Consider the following 23,111-nt stretch of genomic DNA (forward strand, 5'->3'; position numbering starts at 1 on the left):
AAAATACCGGCACTCATAGGAGCAGCCGGTATTTTTAATTTATAATAAGTATCAGGGTTTTATTGATATAAGCTTTCTTCAATGGCAATCGTGTTTTTAACTAATCCAACAAACTTCAACTTTTCCTCATCATCTAGGTTTACTGTCTCTAATAATGCAAGAACATCCTTTAAACTACTTTCTTTCGCCCAATAGCTGTCACGCATTATTTCGGCAAATTCAGCGACAGCAGCGAGAAACAAGGTTTCATCAGTCTTATGTTGTTTTAATTCAATGGGTAGGGAGCGTTCTTCTACATCATTGTCTTCTACATGATTCCAGCGGATATGCATTGTGCCGATAGGTCCCTCAGTAGGTTGTTTGACTCGAACCTCATACAAAGCTGTCACGGTATGACCAGCGCCTACTTCTCCACCATCTGCCTCATCATTTCGGAAATCTTCATCTCGCACATCACGATTTTCATAGCCAAGTAATCGATATCTATCCACGAAGGCAGGGTTAAACTCAACCTGAATTTTAACATCATTGGCAATGGTCTGAAGTGTTCCTGTCAATGCTTCTGTAAAAATACGTCTAGCTTCGGAGAAGGAATCAATGTAGGCATAATTCCCGTTACCTTTATCAGCGAGTTGTTCCATTAATACATCGTTGTAATTGCCCATGCCAAAGCCAAAAGCACTAAGTGTAATATCCTCCTCAGCATATTGGGCCACTGTCTTTAAAATACCATCAGCACTTGTTTTTCCGACATTGGCAACACCATCTGAGCAAAGTATGACACGATTAATGCCACCATCAATAAGATATTCACGAGCTAGACTGTAGCCAAGCTGTAAGCCTTCTTCTGCGTAAGTAGATCCTCCAGGGTGTAACGAGTCTATCGCTGAGAAAATCTCATCTTTTTCTGTCACGGTTGTGGGTGGAAACTCGATTTGGGCTGATGATCCATATGTTACGAGACCAATTGTGTCGCCTTCTTGTAATTGACTTGTTAATAAGCGAAGGCTTTTTTTAACAAGCTCAAGTCTGTTGCCTTCCTGCATGGAACCAGACACATCTACGACGAATATTAAATTAGCAGGCTTTCGGCTTTCTATCGGTATGTCTTTCCCTTTAACGGTCATGCGGACGAGATCATAGTTCTCACCAAATGGTGAAGAAATAGAATCTATTAAAGTTGTAAAGGTATCATCATTTGTTGATTGTATGTCTATAGGAAAATAGTTCACAAACTCTTCAACACGTACAGCTTCCTTCGGTGGTAATGAGCCTTGTTCAATGTATTGACGAACTAGTGAATACGAGCCTGTATCCACATCAATAGCAAAGGTTGATAAAGGGTCGTCTTCTGTAGCAATAAAAGGATTGGTACCGTAATTCTCAAAATACATGGCGTCGTACTCAGCGTCATTTGGAAGAGCAGGGCGACCTGGCTCTGGCATAGCCATGCTTTCTTCTGTTGTGGCCGTATCCATTGATTTCTTAGACTGTAGTGGTTCTTCGGAATTAGATTCCTGGTTTCCCCCACATGCCGCTAATGTAAAAGATAGAATTACAATGATGGTACTGTTTCTGATGCTTTTCATAATTCAAATGCCCCCTTTTTTACATAGTCGTTTTATATTACAGGAATGTTACAAAATTTGAGTGATAGCCACATGTCCTGTAAAATAGATACAAAATTACGCGTAGAGGTGTAGTGATGAATACATACATTGTTGTGGGAGCGGGAATCGTTGGAGTGTCAACGGCGTATCATCTTGCAAAAGCAGGTTTTAAGGTAACAGTAGTTGATCGGTTTGATAGGGGGCAAGCAACGGAAGCGGCTGCAGGTATTATTTGTCCTTGGCTTTCGCAACGCCGAAATAAGGCATGGTATGAGCTAGTCAAAGGGGGAGCTCGCTTCTATCCTCAGTTAGTGGAGGAACTAGCAGAAGTAGGTCAAACAGATACGGGCTATAAACAGGTAGGGGCTATAAGTCTGCATAAAGACAAGGAAAAATTAGAAGCAATGGCGGAACGAGCAATGAAAAGAAGAGATATGGCGCCAGAAATGGGAGATGTTGATGTAGTATCATCGGCTGAAGTGCAAAGACTGTTTCCGCCTATACATGAAGATTATGGTGCCGTTTATGTGAGTGGTGGCGCACGTGTCAATGGAAAGGCAATGAGAGAGTCACTAAAACTTGCGGCACAACAGTACGGTGCTAAGTTTTTTACAGGGAATGCTAATTTGCTTTTTACAAGACAGCGTGTTGTGGGGGTGAAAGTAAATAATCAAGAGTTTCATGCTGACCAAGTTATTGTGACAGCAGGAGCATGGGGGCAAGAAGTTATTCAATCACTTGGTGTACAATTTGCTATAAAACCACAAAAAGCACAGATTATTCATTTAGAGCTACAAGGTGTGGATACACAAGAATGGCCTGTCGTTCAGCCGCCAAATAACCAATACATGCTAGCCTTTGGCGGAGGACGAGTCGTCATCGGTGCTACTCATGAGGATGAAGCTAGGTTTGATGCGAGAAAGACAGCAGGTGGGGTGTCTGAGATTTTACATAAAGCTCTAGAAATAGCTCCCGGATTATCGAATGCTGAAATCGTTGATATAAAGGTGGGCTTTCGTCCGGTAGCTCCTGGTTTTTTACCCGTGTTTGGTGCGTTGCCAGATTGGGAAGGAATTTATGTAGCAAATGGGTTAGGTGCGTCTGGCCTCACTAGCGGTCCATTCTTAGGGGCGGAGATTGCTAAACTAGTAATGGGGCAACAAACACAATTAAATCCAAGTATGTATGCTGTTGAAGGGGCGATACATTAAGCCAGGAAAAGATAGACATCGCTCACAACTCTGCCACACATCGTGGCGCTTATAGATGATACTCTAGTATGTAGAAACTATATACTAGAGGAGTTGAAAGGTTGGGGCATATAACGTTAGTATCAATTGGTAAAGTTAAAACAAGTATTAAGGATAAGAGTTATGAAAACTGGGGAGATATCGTTTCTGAGATTCATATTGACACGCCGTACATAGAAGGTCTAGAAGGCCTTTCAGACTATTCGCATGCAATCGTGTTATTTTTTATGGATGATTTTCGTGAGAGCTTTGATGGAGTATGGAAGCGTAAACCAAGAGGGATAGAAGAATTAGCAGAAAAAGGGTGCTTTGCACAACGAACAAAGTATCGACCGAATCCTATTGGTGTTTCGGTTGTGGAGGTCATGTCTATTGATGCTGACCGTATAGTAGTCAAAGGCTTAGATGCCAATGATGGGACACCTGTTTTAGATATTAAGCCGTATATCCCTGCATTTGATGTTAGAGAAGATGTTAAGGTACCAGGGTGGATGAAGGGATTAATGGAGAATTATTTTTAGTGTAGTCGGAAGCGTGAGAACCGTCCCCATACTGCCGTAATAAACCCTATCTCTGAATGAGAAAGGGTTTTTGTTGTTGTTTTCTATCACTAGCCCGAACCCTTTTCATTTATATATTTCTCTTTATGTGCTAATATGTCGGCCTGTAGCATTTGTAACTGTGTAATTTGTTCTTCGATTTCTGCTAGTTTTCTGTCAGCAAAAGCTATAATTCTTTTCTTCTCATCCTCTCCTTTCGGGTTAGATTCGTAAAGCTCAATCATTTCTTTAATCTCTTGAAGGCTAAACCCAAGTTTTTTTCCGCGTAGAATGAGCTTCAATCGACGTCGTTCTGCGTTTGTGTATGTACGTTGCTGTGTTAAACTATCTCTCACTTCTGACTTGAGCATGCCGATTTCCTCGTAATAACGAATAGTTCTCGAACTAATATCAAACATGGAAGCTAGCTCACTTATGGAAAATAATTGATGTGCTGACATCGGAATGCACTCTCCTCTAGTTGACGTTAACGTACACTTAGTTTTATAATAATTCTGAATATTATAATTTGTCAAGGGGGATTCTTTCATGAATACTACATCCCAGCCGGGAACAAAGGGAGAAAATACGTATACGTTTGATGCGTTTGTTGAAAAGAGAGCTAGCTTGGATTGGTACAAAGATGAACCGTTTTTACAAAAAGCAGCCGAGACATTTATGGGCGACAGTTTTGAATCGGTTCATGAAGCGCTATTATCATTTTCACCAAAGGTTTCGTCAAAGTGGAATCAATTAGCTGAACGTATTGCAAGACCGGAAGTGCGACCGTACATGCTTCATTTTGACGCGTTTAACAATCGCATTGACCGTATTGTTCGACCCCATGAGGTTCATCAACTAGAAAATGGAGTGTTTGGTGAAGGACTTTTTTCAAGTAAAATGCCAGCCTGGGAAAGCTTTGTTAAACGAATGTTGATCCATCAGCTAGGTGAAGCAGGTGTGACGTGTCCCCTGACGTGTACGCATGGCTTAGTAGCTATTCTTGAACAATGTCCGGATGAGAACTACCCCGAGCTATATGAGACGCTCATGCACACAAAAGAAGGAGCAAACGGTGAGTTTGCAATCGGTGCACAGTTTATGTCTGAGATCCAAGGAGGGTCGGACTTGCCAGCTAATGTTTTGGACGCGGTTCCCGATGGGAAATACTATCGTCTTTACGGCAACAAGTTCTTCTGCTCTGTGGCACATGCTGATTATGCCGTCGTGACAGCAAAAATGGCCGATACGAATCAGATTGCTGCGTTCATCGTACCAGCTTGGTTGCCAGGCGATAAGGAAAAAGAAAAAAGAAATGGCTATGAAATTAATCGTATTAAATGGAAAATGGGCACAGCTGAACTTCCAACGGCTGAGATTCAATATAATGGTGCCCTTGCATATCCTGTTGGTCCAAAGGACAAGGGGATTGCAACAGCAGTTGGGATTGTATTAACGTTATCCCGTTTAGAGATTGGAATCGCTTGTGCTGGCTTTATGCTACGAGCTTCAAGGGAAGCGGAGCTTTATGCAGATTTTCGAACAGTGTTTGGGAAAAAGGTGAAGGACTATCCGTTATCAGCGAGCAAGCTTAATAAAATTAAGGATGCTGCTGAAAGAACAACAGCAGGTGCTTTTAAAATATATGACTTATTTTTAAAGTTAGATAAACCGTTAAATCCTGGGCTCCATGCTGACCGTCCACTTGAGGTTAGAAAGCAGCTCTTTAATTTAAGAGCGCTAGTACTAATGCAAAAAATATGCGCAACGAATGAAGGAGCAGAGGTGTTACGTGAAGCTATTTCAATGTTTGGTGGTCATGGTGTGATGGAGGAGTTTTCATCATTGCCGCGAATTTTTCGCGATGTGGTAGTGAATGAACAATGGGAAGGGCCACGAAACTTACTATTAACTCAGATTTATCGAGATATTCAAAGAGTATCAGATTGGTATAAGCCTTCAGATTTCGTAAGTAATGTTCTTCAAGGTGCAAAGCAGCAAGTAATTGAAGAGTTTACTGAACAGCTTGTCTTATTACTTCAAAAGCCAGTTATTGGCGAGGTATCAGATGCTTCACTTCAAGCAGCAGCTGAATGGGACACTTTCTGTGATCAATTCTTTAAGGTGTATCAGACAGTAGCAAGAAACGAGGTTCATGGCGTGTCTTAAAAAGATGTAAGTTTTTATTAGCCTGCTTAACGGTGCAAATAAGGTGACTTCTGTTATGAAGTTGCCTTATTTTTGTAAAATATTAGGTATATAAATCATTGCTAATCTTGTATATTTATAATAATAGAAACTTTAAGGTGTAAGGGGGGAGATTAAAGTGGAAAAAAATATTGTTCTTATTGGATTCATGGGTGTCGGAAAATCTACAATAGGAAGAACATTAGCGGAAAAATTAGCAAAATCATATGTTGATTTAGATGAGGAAATAGAGAAAGATTTTGATTTACCTGTTACGCAAATTTTTCAAACCTTTGGTGAGAGGATTTTTCGAGACCATGAGCGAAAATTAATTCAAAAGGTTGTTCAAAAAGGCGGCCAGGTCGTTTCGTTAGGTGGAGGCGCTTTTGTTCAAGAAGATATTCGTGACTTATGTTTAGCGACAGGACTTGTTGTATATTTGCATATGCCGTGGGAAAGCTGGACTGAAAGATTAGATCTTATTATGGAGAGTCGACCTGTACTACACAACAAGTCTTTAGAAGACATAAAAGAGCTTTTCGAAGAAAGACAACAACTTTATAAACATCATCATATGGTGATAGATGTCGCGAATCAAGATGTTGATACGATAGTTAATAATATTTTGGGAGAGTTAAATAAGCATGCCTGAAAATATAACTAATGCAAGAAAAGCACTAATATTTACTATACTAATCTTTGTTTTTGTTGCACTATTCTTACTAGCACCACTTCAACTTGAAGCAGGTATGTTTATGTTTGTACCATTTTTGGCGATGGTATTGACAATGCTCATATCAGGCGATCTATTTGTAGGAAAGTCTTGGGGCGATTTGAAACTGCGTATTTGGAATAAAAAAGTGTTCCTAGGGTTATTGGCGGCTGTCCCGATGCTTATAGGCTATACAGTTGTTTGGGTTTTGAATATCAGTAGTTTTCAAGGTACAAGTGATAGTGTGGGAAAGATTTTTGTTGAGGCGATTATATTATTAATTGGAACGTCTGTATCAAGTGTATTAGCAGAGGAGATTGGCTGGCGCGGATACTTATATAACAAGTTAATCTCAATGGGCTTTATGAAGTCGCAGCTTTTGATCGGTGTGATATGGGGAAGCTTTCATTTACCAATCATCATCTTCAATGGAGACTATCATTCTGACACAAATCTATTGCTGTATATTCCTTTATTTATGGTGACAATAATACTAGCGAGTGTGTTTATCGGCTATGTCCGGTTTGTGAGTGGAAGTTTATGGGCTGCTTCGTTAGCACATGCTGCTCATAATCTTGCCTGGCATTATGGCGAGCAATTTTCTATAAATGCAAACGAAATAGCCACATACTTAACAGGAGATGCAGGCATCATTATTGCGGTCGTGTACGGGCTAGCGGCACTATGGATTGCTAAACGCATGAAACAAACATATGCACACAAAAACGAGCTCACCGCTTAAAGGTGGCTCGTTTTGTTTTCGGATGTTAGGGGAGCTTGCAGCCACCTATGACTTTAAAACAAACTCTCATTTTTTGCGTTGCTTGATCATATTTGATGCAACGAGCGGGGATGTAATAGTAGATATGGGATCACAGTCGTATGCTTTAGATTTTAAAGGAATGTCAGGCGATGGTGTTGTGGATGTGTCCGGATTCATGTTCAGTGAAAAGTCAGATGAGCGAATAGTAGGACAGATAGGCAAGGGAGATACAATGGTATTTGTTCGGACCAAATCAGGAGATCTTACAGTCAAATAAATTATAAAACTTTTGAGCAAGCTACTTTCAGAGAAGTAGCTTGCTTATATGTATACAGATAGAAAGCTGTTTTATGGTATGAGTCTTTATGCCGTCCATAAAATGGTGGCTATGGTATACTATTACTGAAAATAGGGAGGGATTACAGTTGTTAAGTGAAAAATTAGTTAAAGGTCTAAATGACCAAATGAATTACGAGTTTTACTCAGCACATGCATACATGGCGATGGCGGCCTATTGCTCAGCGGAAAATCTAGATGGCTTTGCGAATTTCTTTTTAGTGCAAGCTGAAGAAGAACGTTTTCATGCTATGAAGTTCTACAATTTTATAAATGATATGGGTGAGCGCGCTATATTTGAAGGGTTTTCAAAACCAAATAATGACTTCTCGTCTGTATTAGATGCTTTTGAAAAAGGGCTTGGCCATGAAAAGGAAGTAACAAGGCGCATTTATGCTTTAGCTGATATTGCGTTAGACGAGCGCGAACATGCGACAATGACGTTCCTAAAATGGTTTATTGAAGAACAAGTTGAAGAGGAAGCTTTATTTGACGGCTTAATTCAAAAGTTAAAGCGTATTGACAAAGATAGCAATGCCTTTTTCATGCTTGAAAATGAGTTAGCTAAGCGAACGTTTACACCAGAAGCATAATAAACAATTTTGAGCCTGTTTTTGTCTAAAGTGACAGAACAGGCTCTTTTTATGTAAAGAGATGAAAAATTTGTCGAAAAAAGAAGAAAAAAACAGATAATTGTAGCTTTAAAGTGTGATTTTTTCGTATAATAGTAAGAGATTTACTACAAAGGAGACTTTATAATATGCAACAATCTAAGCAACTTAGAATGATATTACTAGTATCCGCGATTGTTGTGGCCTTATTTTTATCTATTATGATTATTCAATCTCGCGGAATTTTAACGGCATCCAAAGGTGCAGAACAACCTGAAGAAACAAAAGTTACCATTATCACGTCAGATGTCATTGTTGACCAAAGCTGGGGGAGTTTAGCTTATAAAGGGAAAGTGAAAATCGAAGCACAATTCCCTGTAGACGTTCAGTTGTATAGTGAAATTGACTCCGTTCCCCTTATGAAAGATACCGTGATAGAAGCGATTGACAATGAATCACGTCTGATTATTGGTCATGGTCGGGAATTTACTGCTACATTCACAGAACTAGCTCCACAATATCCTGATGTTCAATTCATAACAGTGCATGGGAAGGCAACACATCCTAATCAAAGTGTGTACACGTTTGACCAAGGAGATATTGAATATTTTGCCGCACTAGCAGCCTCTCTTAAAACAAAAACGAATAAAGTGGCCATTTTAGATGCGATTGATAATCGTAAAAATAACATTGAATTTGAAACGGCACTCTTACATTACAATCCTAATGTTGATTACACTTATAGCGTTGTACATAGTCGCGATGATGGTGTGAAGGCACTGCGTGTTATGAATAAGTTGCTAGACAAAGGTGTAGACGTAATATACTCAAAAGGGAACGCATACAATCGCGAAGTAATTGATGCTGCAACAAAAGCAAACGTATATGTGATTGGGTATTTAGATGACCAATCTTATATGGGAAAAGATACGGTTTTAACGAGTGTACTAAATGATACACCGCAAGTGTATGTGGCGATTATGAAGGATTATTTTAGTGAAGAAGGTATTCCGAGTGGTAAGGTTATGTTAGATGCAAGTGATGGGGTATACAAGCTTGCTCCATTTGGACCAATGTATACGGAAGATGAAACCAAATATATTGAATCAGAGATGACTAAGTTTGCAAATGGAGAATTAACTTTTAATGAATAAATGATAAGGAGGTTCGTCATACGATGAAAAAGTTGTTTTATAAACTATCTTTTCGAGGAAAAATATTGGCGAGCCTTCTTATTTTTACTATTATCTTTAGTGGGTTTTCCTTATATCTTCTCCAAACTATTTCAAATGTGAATCGTGCAAGCTTAACTATTAAAGATAAAAACGTACCTGAGTTGATATGGCTTTCACAAATGGAACAACAGCTTCTTATTAAACAGCGCATGGTAAATGATGCCGTTGAGGTAAACTTTTGTTGTAACTTTATGAATAGTTATAAAGCATATGTTACCGGTAACGCCCGCACAGATAATCCTCCAAAAGAATTACAACCCTTACATCGTGAGCTACGCCTTCTTGATTTTTTAATGATTAATAATGTGCAAGGGTTACTTGATTTTCACAATATCCAAGGTGCAAAACAGTTGGTTGAAACGGAGTACAAACCTACATTAGAAAAGTTATTAAAAGAAATTGAGGCAGAGAAAGTGGCTGTCACAGCATCTCTAGATGCTCAATCAGATGAAGTAACATATACAATAATTAGGTCTTTGCTGCTACTTGTAGTTGTTACCGCTTCTGCCATTTTTGTCGCATTTTTTCTTTCGTATAAGATGAGTGCGGGAATTACAAGACCTGTTGAACAGATGATTGAAAATGTGGAAGACATTGCGAACGGACAGTATGGCCTTCATATTCAAAGCTTTGAACAAGTTGAGCTTGAGCAGCTAACAAACTCTATTAACCAAATGTCCGTGAAGCTTAAAGAATCGTTTAATACAATCATGACCGATAAAATCTATCGTGAACAAATTTTAAACTCGCTACCTGTTGGTATTATAACTATCGATGATGAAGCCACAACATACTCATTAAATGAAGCAGCAAAAGATATATTACGCATTAGCGATATAATAGATTTGAGTAACGAAGGCAAAACGGCAATGAACGCCTCATTTTATGATATAGTTTCGTCTTCAAACACATGTGAAAATGTGAAAATACCATTTTTGATAGACGGAGGCTGTGAGAGAAAGCTTCTTATCTCACAATCTCATTTATTTGACTATCAACATAGTGTTATTGGACGGATTGTGTATTTTATCGATATTACGGAGACTGAAAAGTTAGAAAAGCGCATGCACCATACAGAAAAACTTGCATTTGTTGGAGAAATGGCTGCTGGAGCTGCGCATGAAATTCGCAACCCACTAGCTGTTATCCATGGCTTTATTAGTTTAATGAATCACTCATTACCTAATAATCAAAAGGAACAGTATCAAATATCTCTTCTTTTAAAAGAACTCGATAGAATTAATTTTATTGTTGAGCAGATGCTCCTTCAAGCAAAACCAGGGGCTCCTTCGCTTAAGGAGATGTTCTTAAAACATGTGCTAGATGATGTCTGTCCGCTTCTTGAATCAGATGATGTAATACTGTCCGTAAATCTTGAACATCACCCTCTATTAATTGATAGTAAACAAATAAAGCAAGTGTTTCATAATTTGATTCGTAATAGTATAGAAGCAATGAGTGGCAGCGGAGAAATTAGTATTTACTCACAATTAAATGGTGACTCATATGAAATATTTATCAACGACAACGGGCCTGGCATTCCTTTACAACAACAGTCCAGTATTTTTGATCCTTTTCAAACGACTAAGGAAAGTGGAACGGGTCTAGGTCTAACTATTGTGCAAAGAATTATTCAAAACCATGGTGGTTTTATTACGTTACACGAGAGTTCAGAACTCGGTACAACATTTAGAATTAGTATGCCTATATATGAAGAAAAACAAGATAACCAAGAAAAATCAGCGTGAAATGGATAAGTAAGGGCCTGTTTATGACTTGCAAAAAAGTCTAGTAAACAGGCAATTTTATTACATTCGGATTGCAGTCTAGCTACAAGCGCCTTCGAGGGTGAGCCTTGATCGTTTAGTCGAAAAATGGCGCGAAATGGGTGCTGACCGGGGAGGCAAACCCTGGACCAAAGCCGATTGGCTTACGTTATAATTCTGTCTAGATAAGCAAGTCGTAAAGGCTTTTCAAATTAGGGGTGATTGTAATAGATGTCTTTATGCAATTTCAAAAAAGAGTGTTATTAAACTACATTATTGGTTCTCTAGTTGCTGTCTTTGGTGTAGGAAGTGTATTTATATTTAATACACTAGAGTTAACTAAAAATGAAATGATGTATTTAATTATCGTCATGATAATCTCTGCCATATCGATGGTAACCTGTGAGATGGTTTTATATAAAAAGCATATAAAGCCTATTAAGAAAATATTTGTGAACACATCCTTTACGAGTGAAGAGTTAGAAGCTGCAGTAGCTACTGCGCATAATTTCCCGATTTTGACTGTTAAACGTATTCTAGGACCTCACTTATTTGGGTTAGCAGTACCTGCCACGATTATAACCACGATATTTATTTTTACTGGAATATTGAGTATTCCATTTTACGCGATTTTATTCGCTTGGGCAGGCGCTATTCTAGTCGCAGTCATGCATGCTTTAATTGAGTATTTTTTAACATATGCGCCTATTCAAAAACTGCTACCGCCTTTGTTAGAAAAAATGTCATCTCTTTCTGAATTAGATTGTAAACAACAGAGCATTCGAACGAAGCTTTTAGCAAGTTCATTATTTATTGCACTATTTCCTGTTTTACTATTCTTCTTGGCCTTTATATTTATGTTAACCGAGATTGAGATACAAGGCCTGGCAGCCTATATAAGTTGGGCGTCAGTTATAATTATTGTAATTACTGGTATCTCCATATCCATGGCGATGCTTCTATATAAAAATATCAATCATCCGTTACAAGTGATCAGTGCTAAATTTCAAAGTGTACAGCAAGGTGTTTATGTAAATATTGATAATGTTTATACAGATGAGTTTTCAAGCCTTGTAACAGGCTTTAATCACATGGTACAAGCGATCAAACAAAAGGATGATCAAAATAGTAAGCTAGTAGAAAGTTTATTCAACGTATTTGCTGTAACGTTAGATGCTCGTGATAAATATACGGCTGGTCATTCAAATCGCGTTGCTGCTCTCTCCGTAAAGATTGCTAGAAAAGCGAACTTTAAAGAAAAAGATATTGAGTTGTTAAGAAAGTCAGCACTTTTACATGACATTGGAAAAATAGGTGTATCGGATGCCGTGTTGCTTAAGGATGGTAGATTAACAGAGGATGAATTTGCACAAATCAAGCAGCATCCTACAATCGGGGTGAAGATTCTCGAGCAAATACAACTCACTGAAGAGCTTAAACCTATTTTGTTAGGTGTCAAGCACCATCATGAACGATTTGATGGGAATGGATATCCAGACAGAGTAAGTGGGTATAACATCCCAGCGTTCGGACGTGTGATGGCAGTAGCAGATGCATTTGATGCTATGACATCTGATAGACCGTATAGAAAAGGGATGCCAGTTGAAAAAGCATTGAAAATCTTAGAAGAAGGAAAGGGAACACAGTGGGATCCTTACTTCATTGATTTATTTCTAGAGATTATGAAGGACACCTATCAGTAACAAAGTTGCCTCAATTATGGATAATTTGTTACATATTTAGGAAATATATTGTTATTTTTGTATATTTTACATATGTTAAATCCATTACATAATAAGAGGTGATATATATGAAAAAGGTTTTTGTAATTGGTGGCGTATCATATGATATGATTATTCATCTTAACGAATTCCCTAAGCCTATACCACAAACAATTCATCACTGTGATTCCGTAATTGAAGCGGTAGGATCGACAGGAACCGGGAAAGCAGCAGCTTTAGCTAAATTGGGCTTTGATGTTACGCTACAAGGTTTAATGGGAGAAGATTTGTATGGTGAAAAAGTGAAAGGATTTTGTAAGGAACATAACATTCAATATATGTATGATATTGACCCTAAGGGTACAGACCGACATGTAAATATAATGAACAGTTGTGGACAGCGTATTTCTATGTTTATAGCGGAAACAAGTCAAGAGCCTGACATGGATTACACGAAATATGAAAAGGTTATAGCGGAAAGTGATTATGTTGTGTTAAACATCATTAACTACTGTCGTCATTTTATTGATATTATAAAAAAGCATAAAAAAGAAATTTGGTGTGATTTGCATGACTACAATGAAGGCAATTCATACCACGAGGACTTTATTGAAGCGGCAGATTATATCTTTTTAAGCTCGGATAATCTTCAAGATTATAAAGCTGTTATGACTGACTTCATCAATCGCGGTAAAAAGTTAGTAGTTTGCACACACGGTAAGGAAGGTGTTACGGCACTAACAACTGAAGGTGAATGGATTGACATGCCTGCTATGTTGGTAGATGAAGTTGTTGATACAAATGGTGCTGGGGATAACTTTTTTTCGGGATTTTTATACGGGTATGCAAACGATTGCGCTATTGAGGAATGTGTAAAGTATGGCACAGCCGCTGGTGCGATGTGTGTGCAATCTAGTGAACTTGTACATAAAGATCTGTCTATTCCGATGCTACAGAAGCAAATACCAATTCAAAGTAGGTAGCAGTCAACTCAAAAGAATGTTATTCTCAATTCATAAAGAAGACAGCTTTTGAAAGGAATACACAAACATGTATTTAACAGTAAAAGAGACAGCTGAATACCTCTCTGTATCAGAATCATATGTACAATCGTTAATATTGCAAAATAAGATACGAACTGTTTTTGATGGTGAACAGCATTTAATAATTAAGGACCAATTTAAAACGCATCTTGAGCAACTAGAAAAGTATAAAAAGCTTGTAGAAGAGCTACAAGCTGAGCCAATTCCTGAAGATATTGATGTGAAGGACGAAGATTAAGAGCACCCAACTGGGTGCTTTTTTTCGTTTGGACATGCAAGTCTCTCGCGGAAATCGGTAGAGTCAGCACGCGGGGAGGGGAGAATCCTGCGCGAAAAGAGGGTAGCATCGCGCGAATAGAGAGTAGTATCGCGCGAAAAGAGTGTAGCACCGCGCGAAAAGAGGGAGTTATCGCGCGAAAAGAGTGTAGCACCGCGCGAAAAGAGAGAGTCATCGCGCGAAAAGAGGGAGCCATCGCGCGAATAGAGGGTAGCACCGCCCGAATAGATGATGATCCCGGGATCGCCGAAATAGGGACAAGCCTTGAATAGTGCTTAAAATTTGATAATCGTATATTTTATCGAAAATGTGTAATTTTTTTGAAAAACTCCAACATGTAATCGCTTTACAATTGTTATTTTATAGAATTTATGTCATTTGTGTAAAGTTTCACAATATATATTGAAAAAATTTGGTAATAAGCGTATAGTCACACATGAAAGGTAATATATTACCTAATTTCTCGCGGAGGAAAACGGGATGGATCAAAATTTATTAGAAAAAGAAGCCTCTATTTTTGGAAGTGTATTCTTATTAGCAAACAAACTCCAAGCTTTGATAGATCAAGATTTTGCAAAATATGGGCTTACAGCCAAGCAGTGGTTTCTTATGGCGGTGCTCGGGAAATTTTTTTCCGAATCTGCTACTATCTCACAATTGGCTTCTGTTATGGGAAGCTCACATCAAAATGTAAAGCAGTTAGCTCTTAAATTAGAGAAGGGCGGCTGGGTTCGCATGGAAAAAGACAAACATGATAAGCGCATCACAAGAGTATCATTAACAATACAAACGGAGCAATTTTGGGAGGGAAGACAACACAATGATGTAAAGTTTTTTAACGAGTTATTTGCTAATTTTACAGAGAGCGAAATTGACGGATTGTTTACCGGACTTGAGAAGCTACATAGAGCTGTCTCACAGCTTAGTTGATAATAAATATGGAGGTACTCACATGAACATTATATTTTTAATTATATTGATCATTCATGGACTTATTCATTTATTAGGGTTTGTGAAAGCATATGAATTGGCTGATGTTAGCCAACTCACACAACATATTTCAAAGCCGATTGGTATCATATGGTTGATCACGACTATTTTGTTTTTGTTTACAGCTGTTTTCTTTTTAATTAAAAATGACTCATGGTGGATGATAGGAGCGGCTGCTATTGTATTATCACAGTTGTTAATCATCCTGTCTTGGCAGGATGCGAAGTTTGGTACGATTGCTAATATAATTGTACTAGTAGGTGTCGTATTAGCTTACGGTTCTTGTAACATGAATAAATTAGTTGAACAAGAGCGAGCGGCCATTCTAGCTGAAAACAAGATGGACAATACCATAGTGACAGAAAGTATGTTGGTTGATCTACCAAAACCTGTTCAAAAATGGATACGTACGACAGGAATTGTCGGGAAAGAAAAGATTAGTCAGATGTACTTAGAGCAACGTGCACAAATGAGACTTAAACCAGAGCAAGAAAATTGGTCAAACGCTGATGTGAAGCAGTATATAACTGTTACAAAACCAGCATTTTTATGGCATGTAAATGTGTCGATGTCAGGTCTGCCTATAGAAGGAAGAGATATTTTAAAAGATGGCCAGGGGAAAATGTTAATAAAATTAGGTTCTTTGTTTCCTGTTGTCAATGTGAGGAACAACAGTAACGTGAATCAATCTACGATGCAAAGATTTTTATTGGAGTTACCATGGTACCCATCAGCCGCTTTAAGCGACTACATTGAGTGGGAAGCAATTGATGATAAATCAGCTAAAGCGACGATGACTTATAACGGTGTAACAGGCTCTGCGACTTATTTTTTTAATGAGGATGGAGAACTTGTAAAAGGATCTGCTTGGCGCTATAAAGATAATGACAGTGATGAGTTAGTGGAGTGTGTAGCTGATTTGAAGGAATCTAAACTATTCGATGGAATTAAAATCCCAACGAATGTTGAAATTACGTGGATGCTGGATGAGGGGCCGTACACATGGTATAAACTCAATGTAGAAGATGTTGTATTTAACTAGAATAGGAGAGAAATGATGATGAAGCCTTCAAAACTGATAGTTGTATTATCATTGGCTGTTGCTGCATTAACTATCGTTATAGCTGCGGTAGGATTGTTCTCAAATGGTGGAAATGGCCCGTTCTCCTTTACCACCGTGCGTGGTGAAGAAGTAATGTTATACGGTACGGGAATATACGCATATGATCTTCTATTTAAAGGTCCGATATTTCGTGGAACGGATGCAGTTATGTTGGTCGTTACTGTGCCGGTTTTACTATTTACAATTTATCGATATAGTCGTAAACCTTCAGCAAAAATACAGTTATTCTTGACGAGTGTATTGTTTTGTATATTATATTATGCAATTTCACTTGTTTTTGGTGTGGTATATAACAACATGTTCGTCGTGTATGTTGCATTGTTTTCAACGAGCTTCTATGCACTTATCGTATCAACTGTATCACTTGATTTTAAGCAGTTAACGGCGAATATAACGAGCAATTTTCCTCATCGAGGCGTAGGTATTTTCTTAATAATCGCTGCTGCAAGTTTATTTGTATGGTTTATTGATGTGATAGGTTCATTAGTGAATAATACGATACCAGCAGGTGTGTCTATATACACTACAGAAGTGACTTATGCGCTAGATTTGGGGCTTCTTGCACCAGCTTCTATTATTGGAGGCTACTTAATTTTAAAAAGAAAACAATTCGGATATTGGATTGCATCATGTATGATCACGCTTTGCTCTTTAATCGGTATAATCGTTATTGGGCAAACAGTGGCACAGAGCATGGCAGGGGTTACGCTCGAGCTTTATCAATTTATTGCTTTTGTTGGTGTGTTTATTGTTTTAAGTGGTATTGCCTCACTTTTCTTGGTTAGGATGTACCGGAATTTTGCATAGCTACTCTATGAAACTGTTACTTCGGTAGCAGTTTTTTTATGTGCGGAAAAAGCCGAAAGGTTAATTTATATAGTATTCGACCTTCTTACCAAGAATTTAAGGACGCTTTTCAAGGATTACGGTCCGGTAATCAAGAATTTCGGGACACTTTTCAGTAATTATGGTCCAGTTATCAAGAATTACGGGACGCTTTTCAAGAATTACGGTTCGTTTATCAAGAATTACGGGACACTTTTCAAGAATTATGGTCCGTTTATCAAGAATTATGGTCCGTTTATCAAGAATTATGGTCCGTTTATCAAGAATTTCGAATCACTTTTCAAGAATTACGGGACGCTTTTCAAGAATTATGGTCCGTTTATCAAGAATTTCGAATCACTTTTCAAGAAATCGAACTCATATATCAAGAAATTCCCTGCTTTTCAAGAATTACGGTCGAGAAAATGAACATGACGGGCGAATGATGATTTGCATGGAAAAGATAATTTAGATGATAAAACTTAAAGGAAAACATAAGACGCGTGATTGAACAACATCACACGTCTTATGATTTTTATTATTTAGCTTGCTTAATCCACGTGTCAATGAGTGTAGTGACTACATCTAACTGCTCGCGAGCACTTAAGTCTGTTGGATTATCGCCTTTTTGTAATCCGTACATACCAAAGTTAGAGTGATTTCCAGCTTCGATAATATGAACGACATTATTTTCAACAGGTAACAAATTGTTTTTACTTAACATATCATCCAATGGAGCAACGGCATCTATTTCACCAAATATAGAAAGTGTCCGGAGATCACTATCAGACATATCCGATATAGGATACGAAGCTAAAAACACAATCCCTTCAATGTCTCGAGGATTTTTCATGGCAAAAGATGATGCAGCGACACCTCCTAATGAATGTCCCCCTATGTACCAGTTTTTAACATCAGTATACGTATTTATAAGTTCTTCTGCTTTATTTGAGCCAAGAATAGCGAGGTCAAAGGGCAACTGTGGAATCACAACAAAATAACCTTTTTCAGCCAACGCACTTCCTAAGTACGCATATGCTTCTTTTTCGACTTTACCACCTTGATAAAATATGAATCCAACATCAGCTTTTGCGTCTCCAAATGTTAAATCACCATTCTCTTCACCTACTATATATGAAAACACTTCTGAGCTAGGTTTATACGTGAATTGAGTCCATATGAAAAACAGTATTATAGTTACTCCTATTACCCCAACGATAGTGAGCAGTATACGTTTAATCCAAGTATTCATGGATTTATCCCCATCCTTTTTTTATTTTTCAGCTATGACCTGAATTTTTTTCTCTTCTAATCTTCATAATAGCACAGCGTCTTATTGTATATAGCAGTCTAAACGATGCTACAATAAGAATAATTATAAATGGAAGGGAACTTGCTTGTGAATCCACTTTGTGTCCAAGAGTATGTTAAGGTTATAAGAAAAATTGAGGACAATCGTCAGCTCCATATTGAAACGGAGCATTATTTACATTTATACCCTGATAAAATTACCGATAGTTTAAGACAGTTCAACATAAAAGATGTTCGTGATATGACCTATAAGCCTTTCTCAAGCACTCCGAAAGGGTTTCTCTACTTACACACAACTCAAGGTGTGTTTTCGTATGTCGTTACAACTTCCCCCATACCATTCATCGAGAAATATAAGCAATACAAAATTGTTTAAATATAACGACAAATAGAGGTATGATAGAAAAATAAAGATAAATAATGAAGGGGCGGGTCAGTTGAAAAAGGTATTTTCATTTTTAAAGCCGTACAAAATTGCTATTGGCATCGCACTTGCCCTCATGCTTACGGAGCTGACTGTTGAATTATTTCAGCCTATCATCATGGCGAAGATTGTTGACGATGGTATTTTACAAAATGATCTTGCGGTTGTATTAAAGTGGGGCAGTTTGCTATTTGGTATGTCGCTGATAGCCTTTGCGGCCGGAATAATTAATTCATTTTATGCATCGCATGTGAGTCAAAGTTTTGGGTTTGATTTGCGAAATGCACTGTATGAAAAAATTCAATCGTTCACGTTCGCGAATTTTAACCAATTTCCTACATCATCGCTTATTACAAGAATGACTAACGATGTGTCACAAATGCAAGCTACGCTCTTTATGAGTTTACGAATAATGCTGCGTGCACCACTCTTGATGATGGGAAGTATTATTGCAGCCCTTTTTATCAATGTGCAGCTTGCTCTCATCCTTGTTATTCTTGTCCCATTTATGTTTGCCTTTTTAGTGTGGATGATGAATAAAGCGTGGCACAAGTTTCAAGTCGTGCAGGAAAAAGTAGATGCTGTAAACAGTAAAGTAAGAGAAGTGCTAGCGTCTATGCGATTAATTAAAGCTTTTGATCGTGGTCGCTATGAAGCAAAGCGATTTGATGATGTAGCAGGGTCATTGAAAGATCAGACTGCTTCCGCATTAAGGTTCATGGAAATTGTCATGCCAATCTTACTATTTGGAATGAATGCAGGCATTATTGTCGTACTTTTATTTGGAAGTCGCTTTGTGGAAGCGGGCAACGTGCAGGTTGGGGAAGTAGTTGCCATTGTGAACTACGGTACAAGGTTAACGGCGGTACTAGGTATTTTTACTTGGATCATTATGGTGTTTGCGCGTGCTCGCGCGTCTATTGACCGTACATCTGATGTACTAGTAGCAGATGTGAACATGGAAGAAAATATTGATGCTCGCAAAGTGAGACTAGAAGGAAAAATACAATTTCAACATGTCTCGTTCTCCTATCCTAATACCGCTACGTCAGCGCTACAAAACATTTCGTTTGTCATTGAACCTGGGCAAACGGTCGCCATAATAGGCGCAACAGGTTCAGGTAAAACGTCATTATTCCAATTAATACCTAGACTGTACGATGCAACAAAAGGACAGGTGCTTCTTGATGACAAAGACGTTCGCGACATGACTTTTAAGCAAGTCCGTGAACAAATTGGCTATGTACCGCAGGAGCCTTTGTTGTTCTCAGGAACGATACGTGAGAATTTGCTGTGGGGTAAAAATGACGCCAATCTTGAAGAAATTATGACAGCAGCAATGCATGCTCAAATTCATGACACGATTCAAAACCTGCCAAACCAATATGATACCATCGTTGGTCAAAGGGGTGTGAACCTATCAGGTGGGCAAAAGCAAAGGTTATCTATTGCTCGTGCTCTTGTACGTAATCCGAAAATTCTTTTGTTGGATGATTGTACGAGTGCGTTAGATTTACAAACGGAAAAAAGGTTGCTAAAAGCTTTAAAACATTATGATTGTACTACTCTCATTATTACACAAAAAATTAGTACAGCTATGAATGCTGATTATGTAATGCTGCTTGACGAGGGTCAGATTGTTACGCAGGGCCACCATAACGACCTTATAAATGAATCATCACTTTATAAACGTATTTATACATCACAGCTTGGAGAGGAGGCGCTCGCTGGATATGCTCAAGCAAATAACTGAACCATTTCGTTATAAGCGACCGCTTCCCACGACTAAAGTTGATAAGAAGAAACAAGCTGTCAGTAGCTGGTCAGGGACAATTTGGCGAGTCTGGCAATACCTATCCACTAAAAGGTTATTATTGATAGCCGTTCTGTTTCTTGTACTTGTTAGTTCAGTGTTAGGATTACTTGGTCCCTTTCTAGTAGGGCGAGCCATTGATGCTTTTATTGTGGAACGCAATGTAAGCGGTCTTGCTATTTTTTTATGGGGATTAGTCGCTGTCTATTTAGGATACTCTGTATCGATGTATTTTCAAAATATATGGATGATTACTATAGCGCAACAAACCGTCTATCGTATGAGAACTGAACTTTTTGAACATATGCAAAAGCTACCTTTGCCATTTTTTGATAAGCGGCAGCATGGAGAGCTTATGAGTCGCATGACGAATGATATCGAAAATGTCAGCCAAACGTTGAATAGCTCTGTTATTCAAATCTTTTCTAGTGTTTTAACGTTAATAGGCACTGTCAGTGTCATGCTTTGGCTCAGTCCTCTTTTAACCTTGATAACATTGCTTATTGTTCCAACTATGTTTATTGGCCTGAAATGGATTACAAATAGAACTGGACCTATGTTTAAAGCACAGCAACGTGCACTTGGCGATATGAATGGGTATATTGAAGAAACAATATCTGGTCAACGTATAGTTAAAGTGTTTTCGCAAGAGCAGCGAGTGAGAGTTGAGCTTCGTGAAAAAAATGAAACGTTGCGTGAGGCAGCTTTTTGGGCACAAACATATTCAGGTTTTATACCAAAACTCATGAACGTTTTGAACAATGGTAGCTATGCTCTACTTGCTGGTATTGGTGGTGTTCTTGCTATTCGTGGACACGTAACAATAGGAACTATTGTTATTTTTATTGAGTATGCACGTCAATTTACGAGACCTCTTAATGATTTAGCCAATCAGTTCAACACCCTTTTATCCGCGGTAGCGGGGGCGGAGCGGGTGTTTAATATTTTAGATAAACAGCCAGAGACGGACAGAGGTGTTGAATTAGCTAATGTCGAGGGACGTGTTCAATTCGATGACGTGTCGTTTTCTTATGAGCAAGGAGAGGATACTGTTACGGACATTAACCTTACCGTGCAGCCTGGTCAAAGTGTTGCATTGGTAGGACCAACAGGAGCGGGCAAAACAACGGTATTGAACTTATTAACAAGATTTTATGATGTAGATAGTGGACGCATTATAATCGATGGTCACGACATTCAATCACTAAGCCGTTCAAACCTTCGGCGTCACATGGGGTTTGTGTTACAGGATCCATATTTGTTTGAGGGAACGATCCGAGAGAACATCCGATATGGCCGTTTAGACGCAACAAACGAGGAAGTGGAGCAAGCGGCAGAAAAAGCAAATGCATCAGGGTTCATTAAAAGGCTAAAGGATGGCTATGATACTGTCCTCACAGCAGATGGGGGTGGTATTAGTCAGGGGCAAAGGCAATTGCTTTCGATTGCAAGAGCGATTTTGACGGATCCTTCCATTCTTGTGCTTGATGAGGCAACGAGTAATATTGATACGATCACAGAATTAAAAATTCAGGACGCGTTACAAACACTAATGAAAGGTCGTACGAGCTTTGTGATTGCCCACCGACTAAATACAGTTCGTCATGCTGATGTGATTTTTGTATTAAAGGAAGGAAGAATAATAGAGTCTGGCTCCCATGAAAAACTTCTTACAGAAAAGGGCTTTTATCACGATCTATATCAAAGTCAATTTCGAGAGGAGACCGGGTAAATGGAATTTGTTAAAGGATATAAAGATAATGACGTGTTACGTGCTAGTTTCAATGAACTAGCACTACAAACGTTTGGGATTCAGTTTGAAGATTGGTATAAAGCAGGATTTTGGACGGAAAAATATGAACCATATTCGTTCGTTGATAGTGGTATGGTTATTGCCAATGTTTCTGTCAATAAGTTGAATCTGCAGATCGGAGGTTCTTCATACAGCGCCGTCCAATTAGGAACTGTCATGATTCACCCTGATTATCGTGGACAAGGATTATCTGCAAAGATTTTTGAAAAAATCTTCACAGATTACGCTGATGTAGATGTGATGTATTTGTTTGCGAATGAAACAGTATTAGATTATTACCCTAAATTCGGGTTTGAAAAAATAGATGAATCACAATGGGCGCTAGATATTGAGGGATTTGCTGAGTCCATCGCCACCCAAGATTTTAATCAACGTGATTTTTTCGAAACGTTGAAACATCGGATCCCCGTGTCCCGAGTATTTGCAACAGAAGGAGCAGAAGGAATCGCGATGTTTTATTATTTGAATGGATTTCGTGAACACACCTATTATGTTGCCACTGAAAATGCGTATGTGATATGTGAGCAAAAAGACAAAGAATTACATGTGTATGATGTCATTAGCAAGGAAGAGGTTGATCTACTCTCAGTGGTAAAGAAAATAGGTAATGCACATATTGAAAAGGTTATCTTTTACTTTACAATAGATACCGTGTCCGAATCCTTTTCACCAAGCCCTTTTATAGATAACATGTTTATTCGGTCGAAGGTTCCATTCCCAAAGGCCTTTAAGCATCCCATTACATCTCAAGCGTAACGTCAT

Annotated in this window: 22 protein-coding genes; 19 read left to right on the plus strand and 3 right to left on the minus strand. The window is 38.4% G+C overall.

The window, feature by feature from the left end; translation table 11 throughout:
* Positions 1-59: 59 nt before the first annotated feature.
* Positions 60-1,589 (minus strand): vWA domain-containing protein, encoded by a 1,530-nt coding sequence (locus EJF36_RS03050; RefSeq protein ID WP_125904954.1) that lies wholly within the window; start codon positions 1,587-1,589, stop codon positions 60-62.
* Between the two features lie 116 nt (positions 1,590-1,705).
* Here EJF36_RS03050 and EJF36_RS03055 point away from each other — a divergent pair, with 116 nt between their 5' ends.
* Both EJF36_RS03055 and tsaA read left to right on the plus strand, forming a co-directional pair.
* Complete coding sequence (locus EJF36_RS03055; protein ID WP_125904955.1) at positions 1,706-2,821, plus strand: NAD(P)/FAD-dependent oxidoreductase; 1,116 nt, start codon at positions 1,706-1,708, stop codon at positions 2,819-2,821.
* Between the two features lie 101 nt (positions 2,822-2,922).
* A complete protein-coding gene (tsaA, locus tag EJF36_RS03060; RefSeq protein ID WP_125904956.1) occupies positions 2,923-3,381 on the plus strand; it encodes a tRNA (N6-threonylcarbamoyladenosine(37)-N6)-methyltransferase TrmO in 459 nt (152 codons plus the stop codon).
* Positions 3,382-3,470: 89 nt separating this feature from the next.
* Here tsaA and EJF36_RS03065 read toward each other — a convergent pair whose 3' ends face one another.
* The gene (locus tag EJF36_RS03065) at positions 3,471-3,860 is read right to left on the minus strand and encodes a MerR family DNA-binding protein (RefSeq protein WP_125904957.1); all 390 of its coding nucleotides are present in this window, start codon (positions 3,858-3,860) and stop codon (positions 3,471-3,473) included.
* 88 nt (positions 3,861-3,948) lie between these two features.
* Between EJF36_RS03065 and EJF36_RS03070 the strand changes: the two genes are divergently transcribed.
* The 13 genes from EJF36_RS03070 (at position 3,949) to EJF36_RS03130 (ending at position 16,970) form a co-directional block, all read left to right on the plus strand.
* Complete coding sequence (locus EJF36_RS03070; RefSeq protein ID WP_125904958.1) at positions 3,949-5,568, plus strand: acyl-CoA dehydrogenase family protein; 1,620 nt, start codon at positions 3,949-3,951, stop codon at positions 5,566-5,568.
* Between the two features lie 157 nt (positions 5,569-5,725).
* The gene (locus EJF36_RS03075; protein WP_125904959.1) at positions 5,726-6,238 is read left to right on the plus strand and encodes a shikimate kinase; all 513 of its coding nucleotides are present in this window, start codon (positions 5,726-5,728) and stop codon (positions 6,236-6,238) included.
* Positions 6,231-7,040, plus strand: a complete 810-nt coding sequence (locus tag EJF36_RS03080; protein ID WP_125904960.1) for a CPBP family intramembrane glutamic endopeptidase — start codon at positions 6,231-6,233, stop codon at positions 7,038-7,040. The genes EJF36_RS03075 and EJF36_RS03080 overlap by 8 nt, the downstream gene beginning before the upstream one ends.
* On the plus strand, positions 7,012-7,338 hold the full coding sequence (locus EJF36_RS03085) for a DUF4097 family beta strand repeat-containing protein (RefSeq protein ID WP_125904961.1): 327 nt from the start codon (positions 7,012-7,014) through the stop codon (positions 7,336-7,338). The genes EJF36_RS03080 and EJF36_RS03085 overlap by 29 nt, the downstream gene beginning before the upstream one ends.
* A 148-nt stretch (positions 7,339-7,486) precedes the next feature.
* Positions 7,487-7,990, plus strand: coding sequence for a ferritin (locus tag EJF36_RS03090; protein ID WP_125904962.1), 504 nt, complete (start codon positions 7,487-7,489; stop codon positions 7,988-7,990).
* A gap of 167 nt (positions 7,991-8,157) precedes the next feature.
* Positions 8,158-9,162 carry a BMP family ABC transporter substrate-binding protein gene (locus EJF36_RS03095; RefSeq protein ID WP_125904963.1) on the plus strand — a complete coding sequence of 335 codons (1,005 nt, stop codon included), beginning with the start codon at positions 8,158-8,160 and terminating at the stop codon, positions 9,160-9,162.
* A gap of 23 nt (positions 9,163-9,185) precedes the next feature.
* On the plus strand, positions 9,186-10,991 hold the full coding sequence (locus tag EJF36_RS03100; protein WP_125904964.1) for a sensor histidine kinase: 1,806 nt from the start codon (positions 9,186-9,188) through the stop codon (positions 10,989-10,991).
* A 257-nt stretch (positions 10,992-11,248) separates the two neighbouring features.
* Entirely contained in the window at positions 11,249-12,712 is a 1,464-nt protein-coding gene (locus EJF36_RS03105; protein ID WP_125904965.1) for an HD-GYP domain-containing protein, read from the plus strand.
* 107 nt (positions 12,713-12,819) lie between these two features.
* Positions 12,820-13,713 carry a carbohydrate kinase family protein gene (locus EJF36_RS03110; RefSeq protein ID WP_125904966.1) on the plus strand — a complete coding sequence of 298 codons (894 nt, stop codon included), beginning with the start codon at positions 12,820-12,822 and terminating at the stop codon, positions 13,711-13,713.
* A gap of 67 nt (positions 13,714-13,780) precedes the next feature.
* A complete protein-coding gene (locus EJF36_RS03115) occupies positions 13,781-14,011 on the plus strand; it encodes an excisionase family DNA-binding protein (RefSeq protein WP_125904967.1) in 231 nt (76 codons plus the stop codon).
* A 519-nt stretch (positions 14,012-14,530) separates the two neighbouring features.
* Positions 14,531-14,980, plus strand: a complete 450-nt coding sequence (locus tag EJF36_RS03120) for a MarR family winged helix-turn-helix transcriptional regulator (protein WP_125904968.1) — start codon at positions 14,531-14,533, stop codon at positions 14,978-14,980.
* A 22-nt stretch (positions 14,981-15,002) separates the two neighbouring features.
* On the plus strand, positions 15,003-16,082 hold the full coding sequence (locus tag EJF36_RS03125; RefSeq protein ID WP_125904969.1) for a DUF6920 family protein: 1,080 nt from the start codon (positions 15,003-15,005) through the stop codon (positions 16,080-16,082).
* 15 nt (positions 16,083-16,097) lie between these two features.
* Complete coding sequence (locus tag EJF36_RS03130) at positions 16,098-16,970, plus strand: hypothetical protein (protein ID WP_125904970.1); 873 nt, start codon at positions 16,098-16,100, stop codon at positions 16,968-16,970.
* A gap of 556 nt (positions 16,971-17,526) precedes the next feature.
* On the opposite strand, the gene EJF36_RS03135 is transcribed toward EJF36_RS03130, so the two are convergent.
* The gene (locus EJF36_RS03135) at positions 17,527-18,240 is read right to left on the minus strand and encodes an alpha/beta hydrolase (protein WP_125904971.1); all 714 of its coding nucleotides are present in this window, start codon (positions 18,238-18,240) and stop codon (positions 17,527-17,529) included.
* Between the two features lie 147 nt (positions 18,241-18,387).
* On the opposite strand from EJF36_RS03135, the gene EJF36_RS03140 reads away from it, so the two are divergent.
* The 4 genes from EJF36_RS03140 (at position 18,388) to EJF36_RS03155 (ending at position 23,105) form a co-directional block, all read left to right on the plus strand.
* Positions 18,388-18,675, plus strand: a complete 288-nt coding sequence (locus EJF36_RS03140) for a hypothetical protein (protein WP_260471813.1) — start codon at positions 18,388-18,390, stop codon at positions 18,673-18,675.
* Positions 18,676-18,736: 61 nt separating this feature from the next.
* Positions 18,737-20,476: an ABC transporter ATP-binding protein gene (locus EJF36_RS03145; RefSeq protein ID WP_125904973.1), complete on the plus strand. Its 1,740-nt coding sequence runs from the start codon at positions 18,737-18,739 to the stop codon at positions 20,474-20,476.
* On the plus strand, positions 20,457-22,268 hold the full coding sequence (locus tag EJF36_RS03150; RefSeq protein ID WP_125904974.1) for an ABC transporter ATP-binding protein: 1,812 nt from the start codon (positions 20,457-20,459) through the stop codon (positions 22,266-22,268). The genes EJF36_RS03145 and EJF36_RS03150 overlap by 20 nt, the downstream gene beginning before the upstream one ends.
* A complete protein-coding gene (locus tag EJF36_RS03155; RefSeq protein ID WP_125904975.1) occupies positions 22,269-23,105 on the plus strand; it encodes a GNAT family N-acetyltransferase in 837 nt (278 codons plus the stop codon). It abuts the gene before it with no gap.
* Positions 23,106-23,111 lie beyond the last annotated feature (6 nt).

Origin of the sequence: Bacillus sp. HMF5848 (assembly GCF_003944835.1) — a bacterium.
Taxonomy (GTDB): domain Bacteria; phylum Bacillota; class Bacilli; order Bacillales; family HMF5848; genus HMF5848.

Excerpts from the sequence above, each read along its gene's own strand:
- EJF36_RS03050 (WP_125904954.1), bottom strand. The coding sequence starts at position 1,589 with ATGAAAAGCATCAGAAACAGTACCATCATTGTAATTCTATCTTTTACA.
- EJF36_RS03055 (WP_125904955.1), top strand. The coding sequence starts at position 1,706 with ATGAATACATACATTGTTGTGGGAGCGGGAATCGTTGGAGTGTCAACG.
- EJF36_RS03065 (WP_125904957.1), bottom strand. The coding sequence starts at position 3,860 with ATGTCAGCACATCAATTATTTTCCATAAGTGAGCTAGCTTCCATGTTT.
- EJF36_RS03070 (WP_125904958.1), top strand. The coding sequence starts at position 3,949 with ATGAATACTACATCCCAGCCGGGAACAAAGGGAGAAAATACGTATACG.
- EJF36_RS03080 (WP_125904960.1), top strand. The coding sequence starts at position 6,231 with ATGCCTGAAAATATAACTAATGCAAGAAAAGCACTAATATTTACTATA.
- EJF36_RS03085 (WP_125904961.1), top strand. The coding sequence starts at position 7,012 with ATGCACACAAAAACGAGCTCACCGCTTAAAGGTGGCTCGTTTTGTTTT.
- EJF36_RS03095 (WP_125904963.1), top strand. The coding sequence starts at position 8,158 with ATGCAACAATCTAAGCAACTTAGAATGATATTACTAGTATCCGCGATT.
- EJF36_RS03100 (WP_125904964.1), top strand. The coding sequence starts at position 9,186 with ATGAAAAAGTTGTTTTATAAACTATCTTTTCGAGGAAAAATATTGGCG.
- EJF36_RS03105 (WP_125904965.1), top strand. The coding sequence starts at position 11,249 with ATGCAATTTCAAAAAAGAGTGTTATTAAACTACATTATTGGTTCTCTA.
- EJF36_RS03110 (WP_125904966.1), top strand. The coding sequence starts at position 12,820 with ATGAAAAAGGTTTTTGTAATTGGTGGCGTATCATATGATATGATTATT.
- EJF36_RS03115 (WP_125904967.1), top strand. The coding sequence starts at position 13,781 with ATGTATTTAACAGTAAAAGAGACAGCTGAATACCTCTCTGTATCAGAA.
- EJF36_RS03120 (WP_125904968.1), top strand. The coding sequence starts at position 14,531 with ATGGATCAAAATTTATTAGAAAAAGAAGCCTCTATTTTTGGAAGTGTA.
- EJF36_RS03125 (WP_125904969.1), top strand. The coding sequence starts at position 15,003 with ATGAACATTATATTTTTAATTATATTGATCATTCATGGACTTATTCAT.
- EJF36_RS03130 (WP_125904970.1), top strand. The coding sequence starts at position 16,098 with ATGATGAAGCCTTCAAAACTGATAGTTGTATTATCATTGGCTGTTGCT.
- EJF36_RS03135 (WP_125904971.1), bottom strand. The coding sequence starts at position 18,240 with ATGAATACTTGGATTAAACGTATACTGCTCACTATCGTTGGGGTAATA.
- EJF36_RS03150 (WP_125904974.1), top strand. The coding sequence starts at position 20,457 with ATGCTCAAGCAAATAACTGAACCATTTCGTTATAAGCGACCGCTTCCC.
- EJF36_RS03155 (WP_125904975.1), top strand. The coding sequence starts at position 22,269 with ATGGAATTTGTTAAAGGATATAAAGATAATGACGTGTTACGTGCTAGT.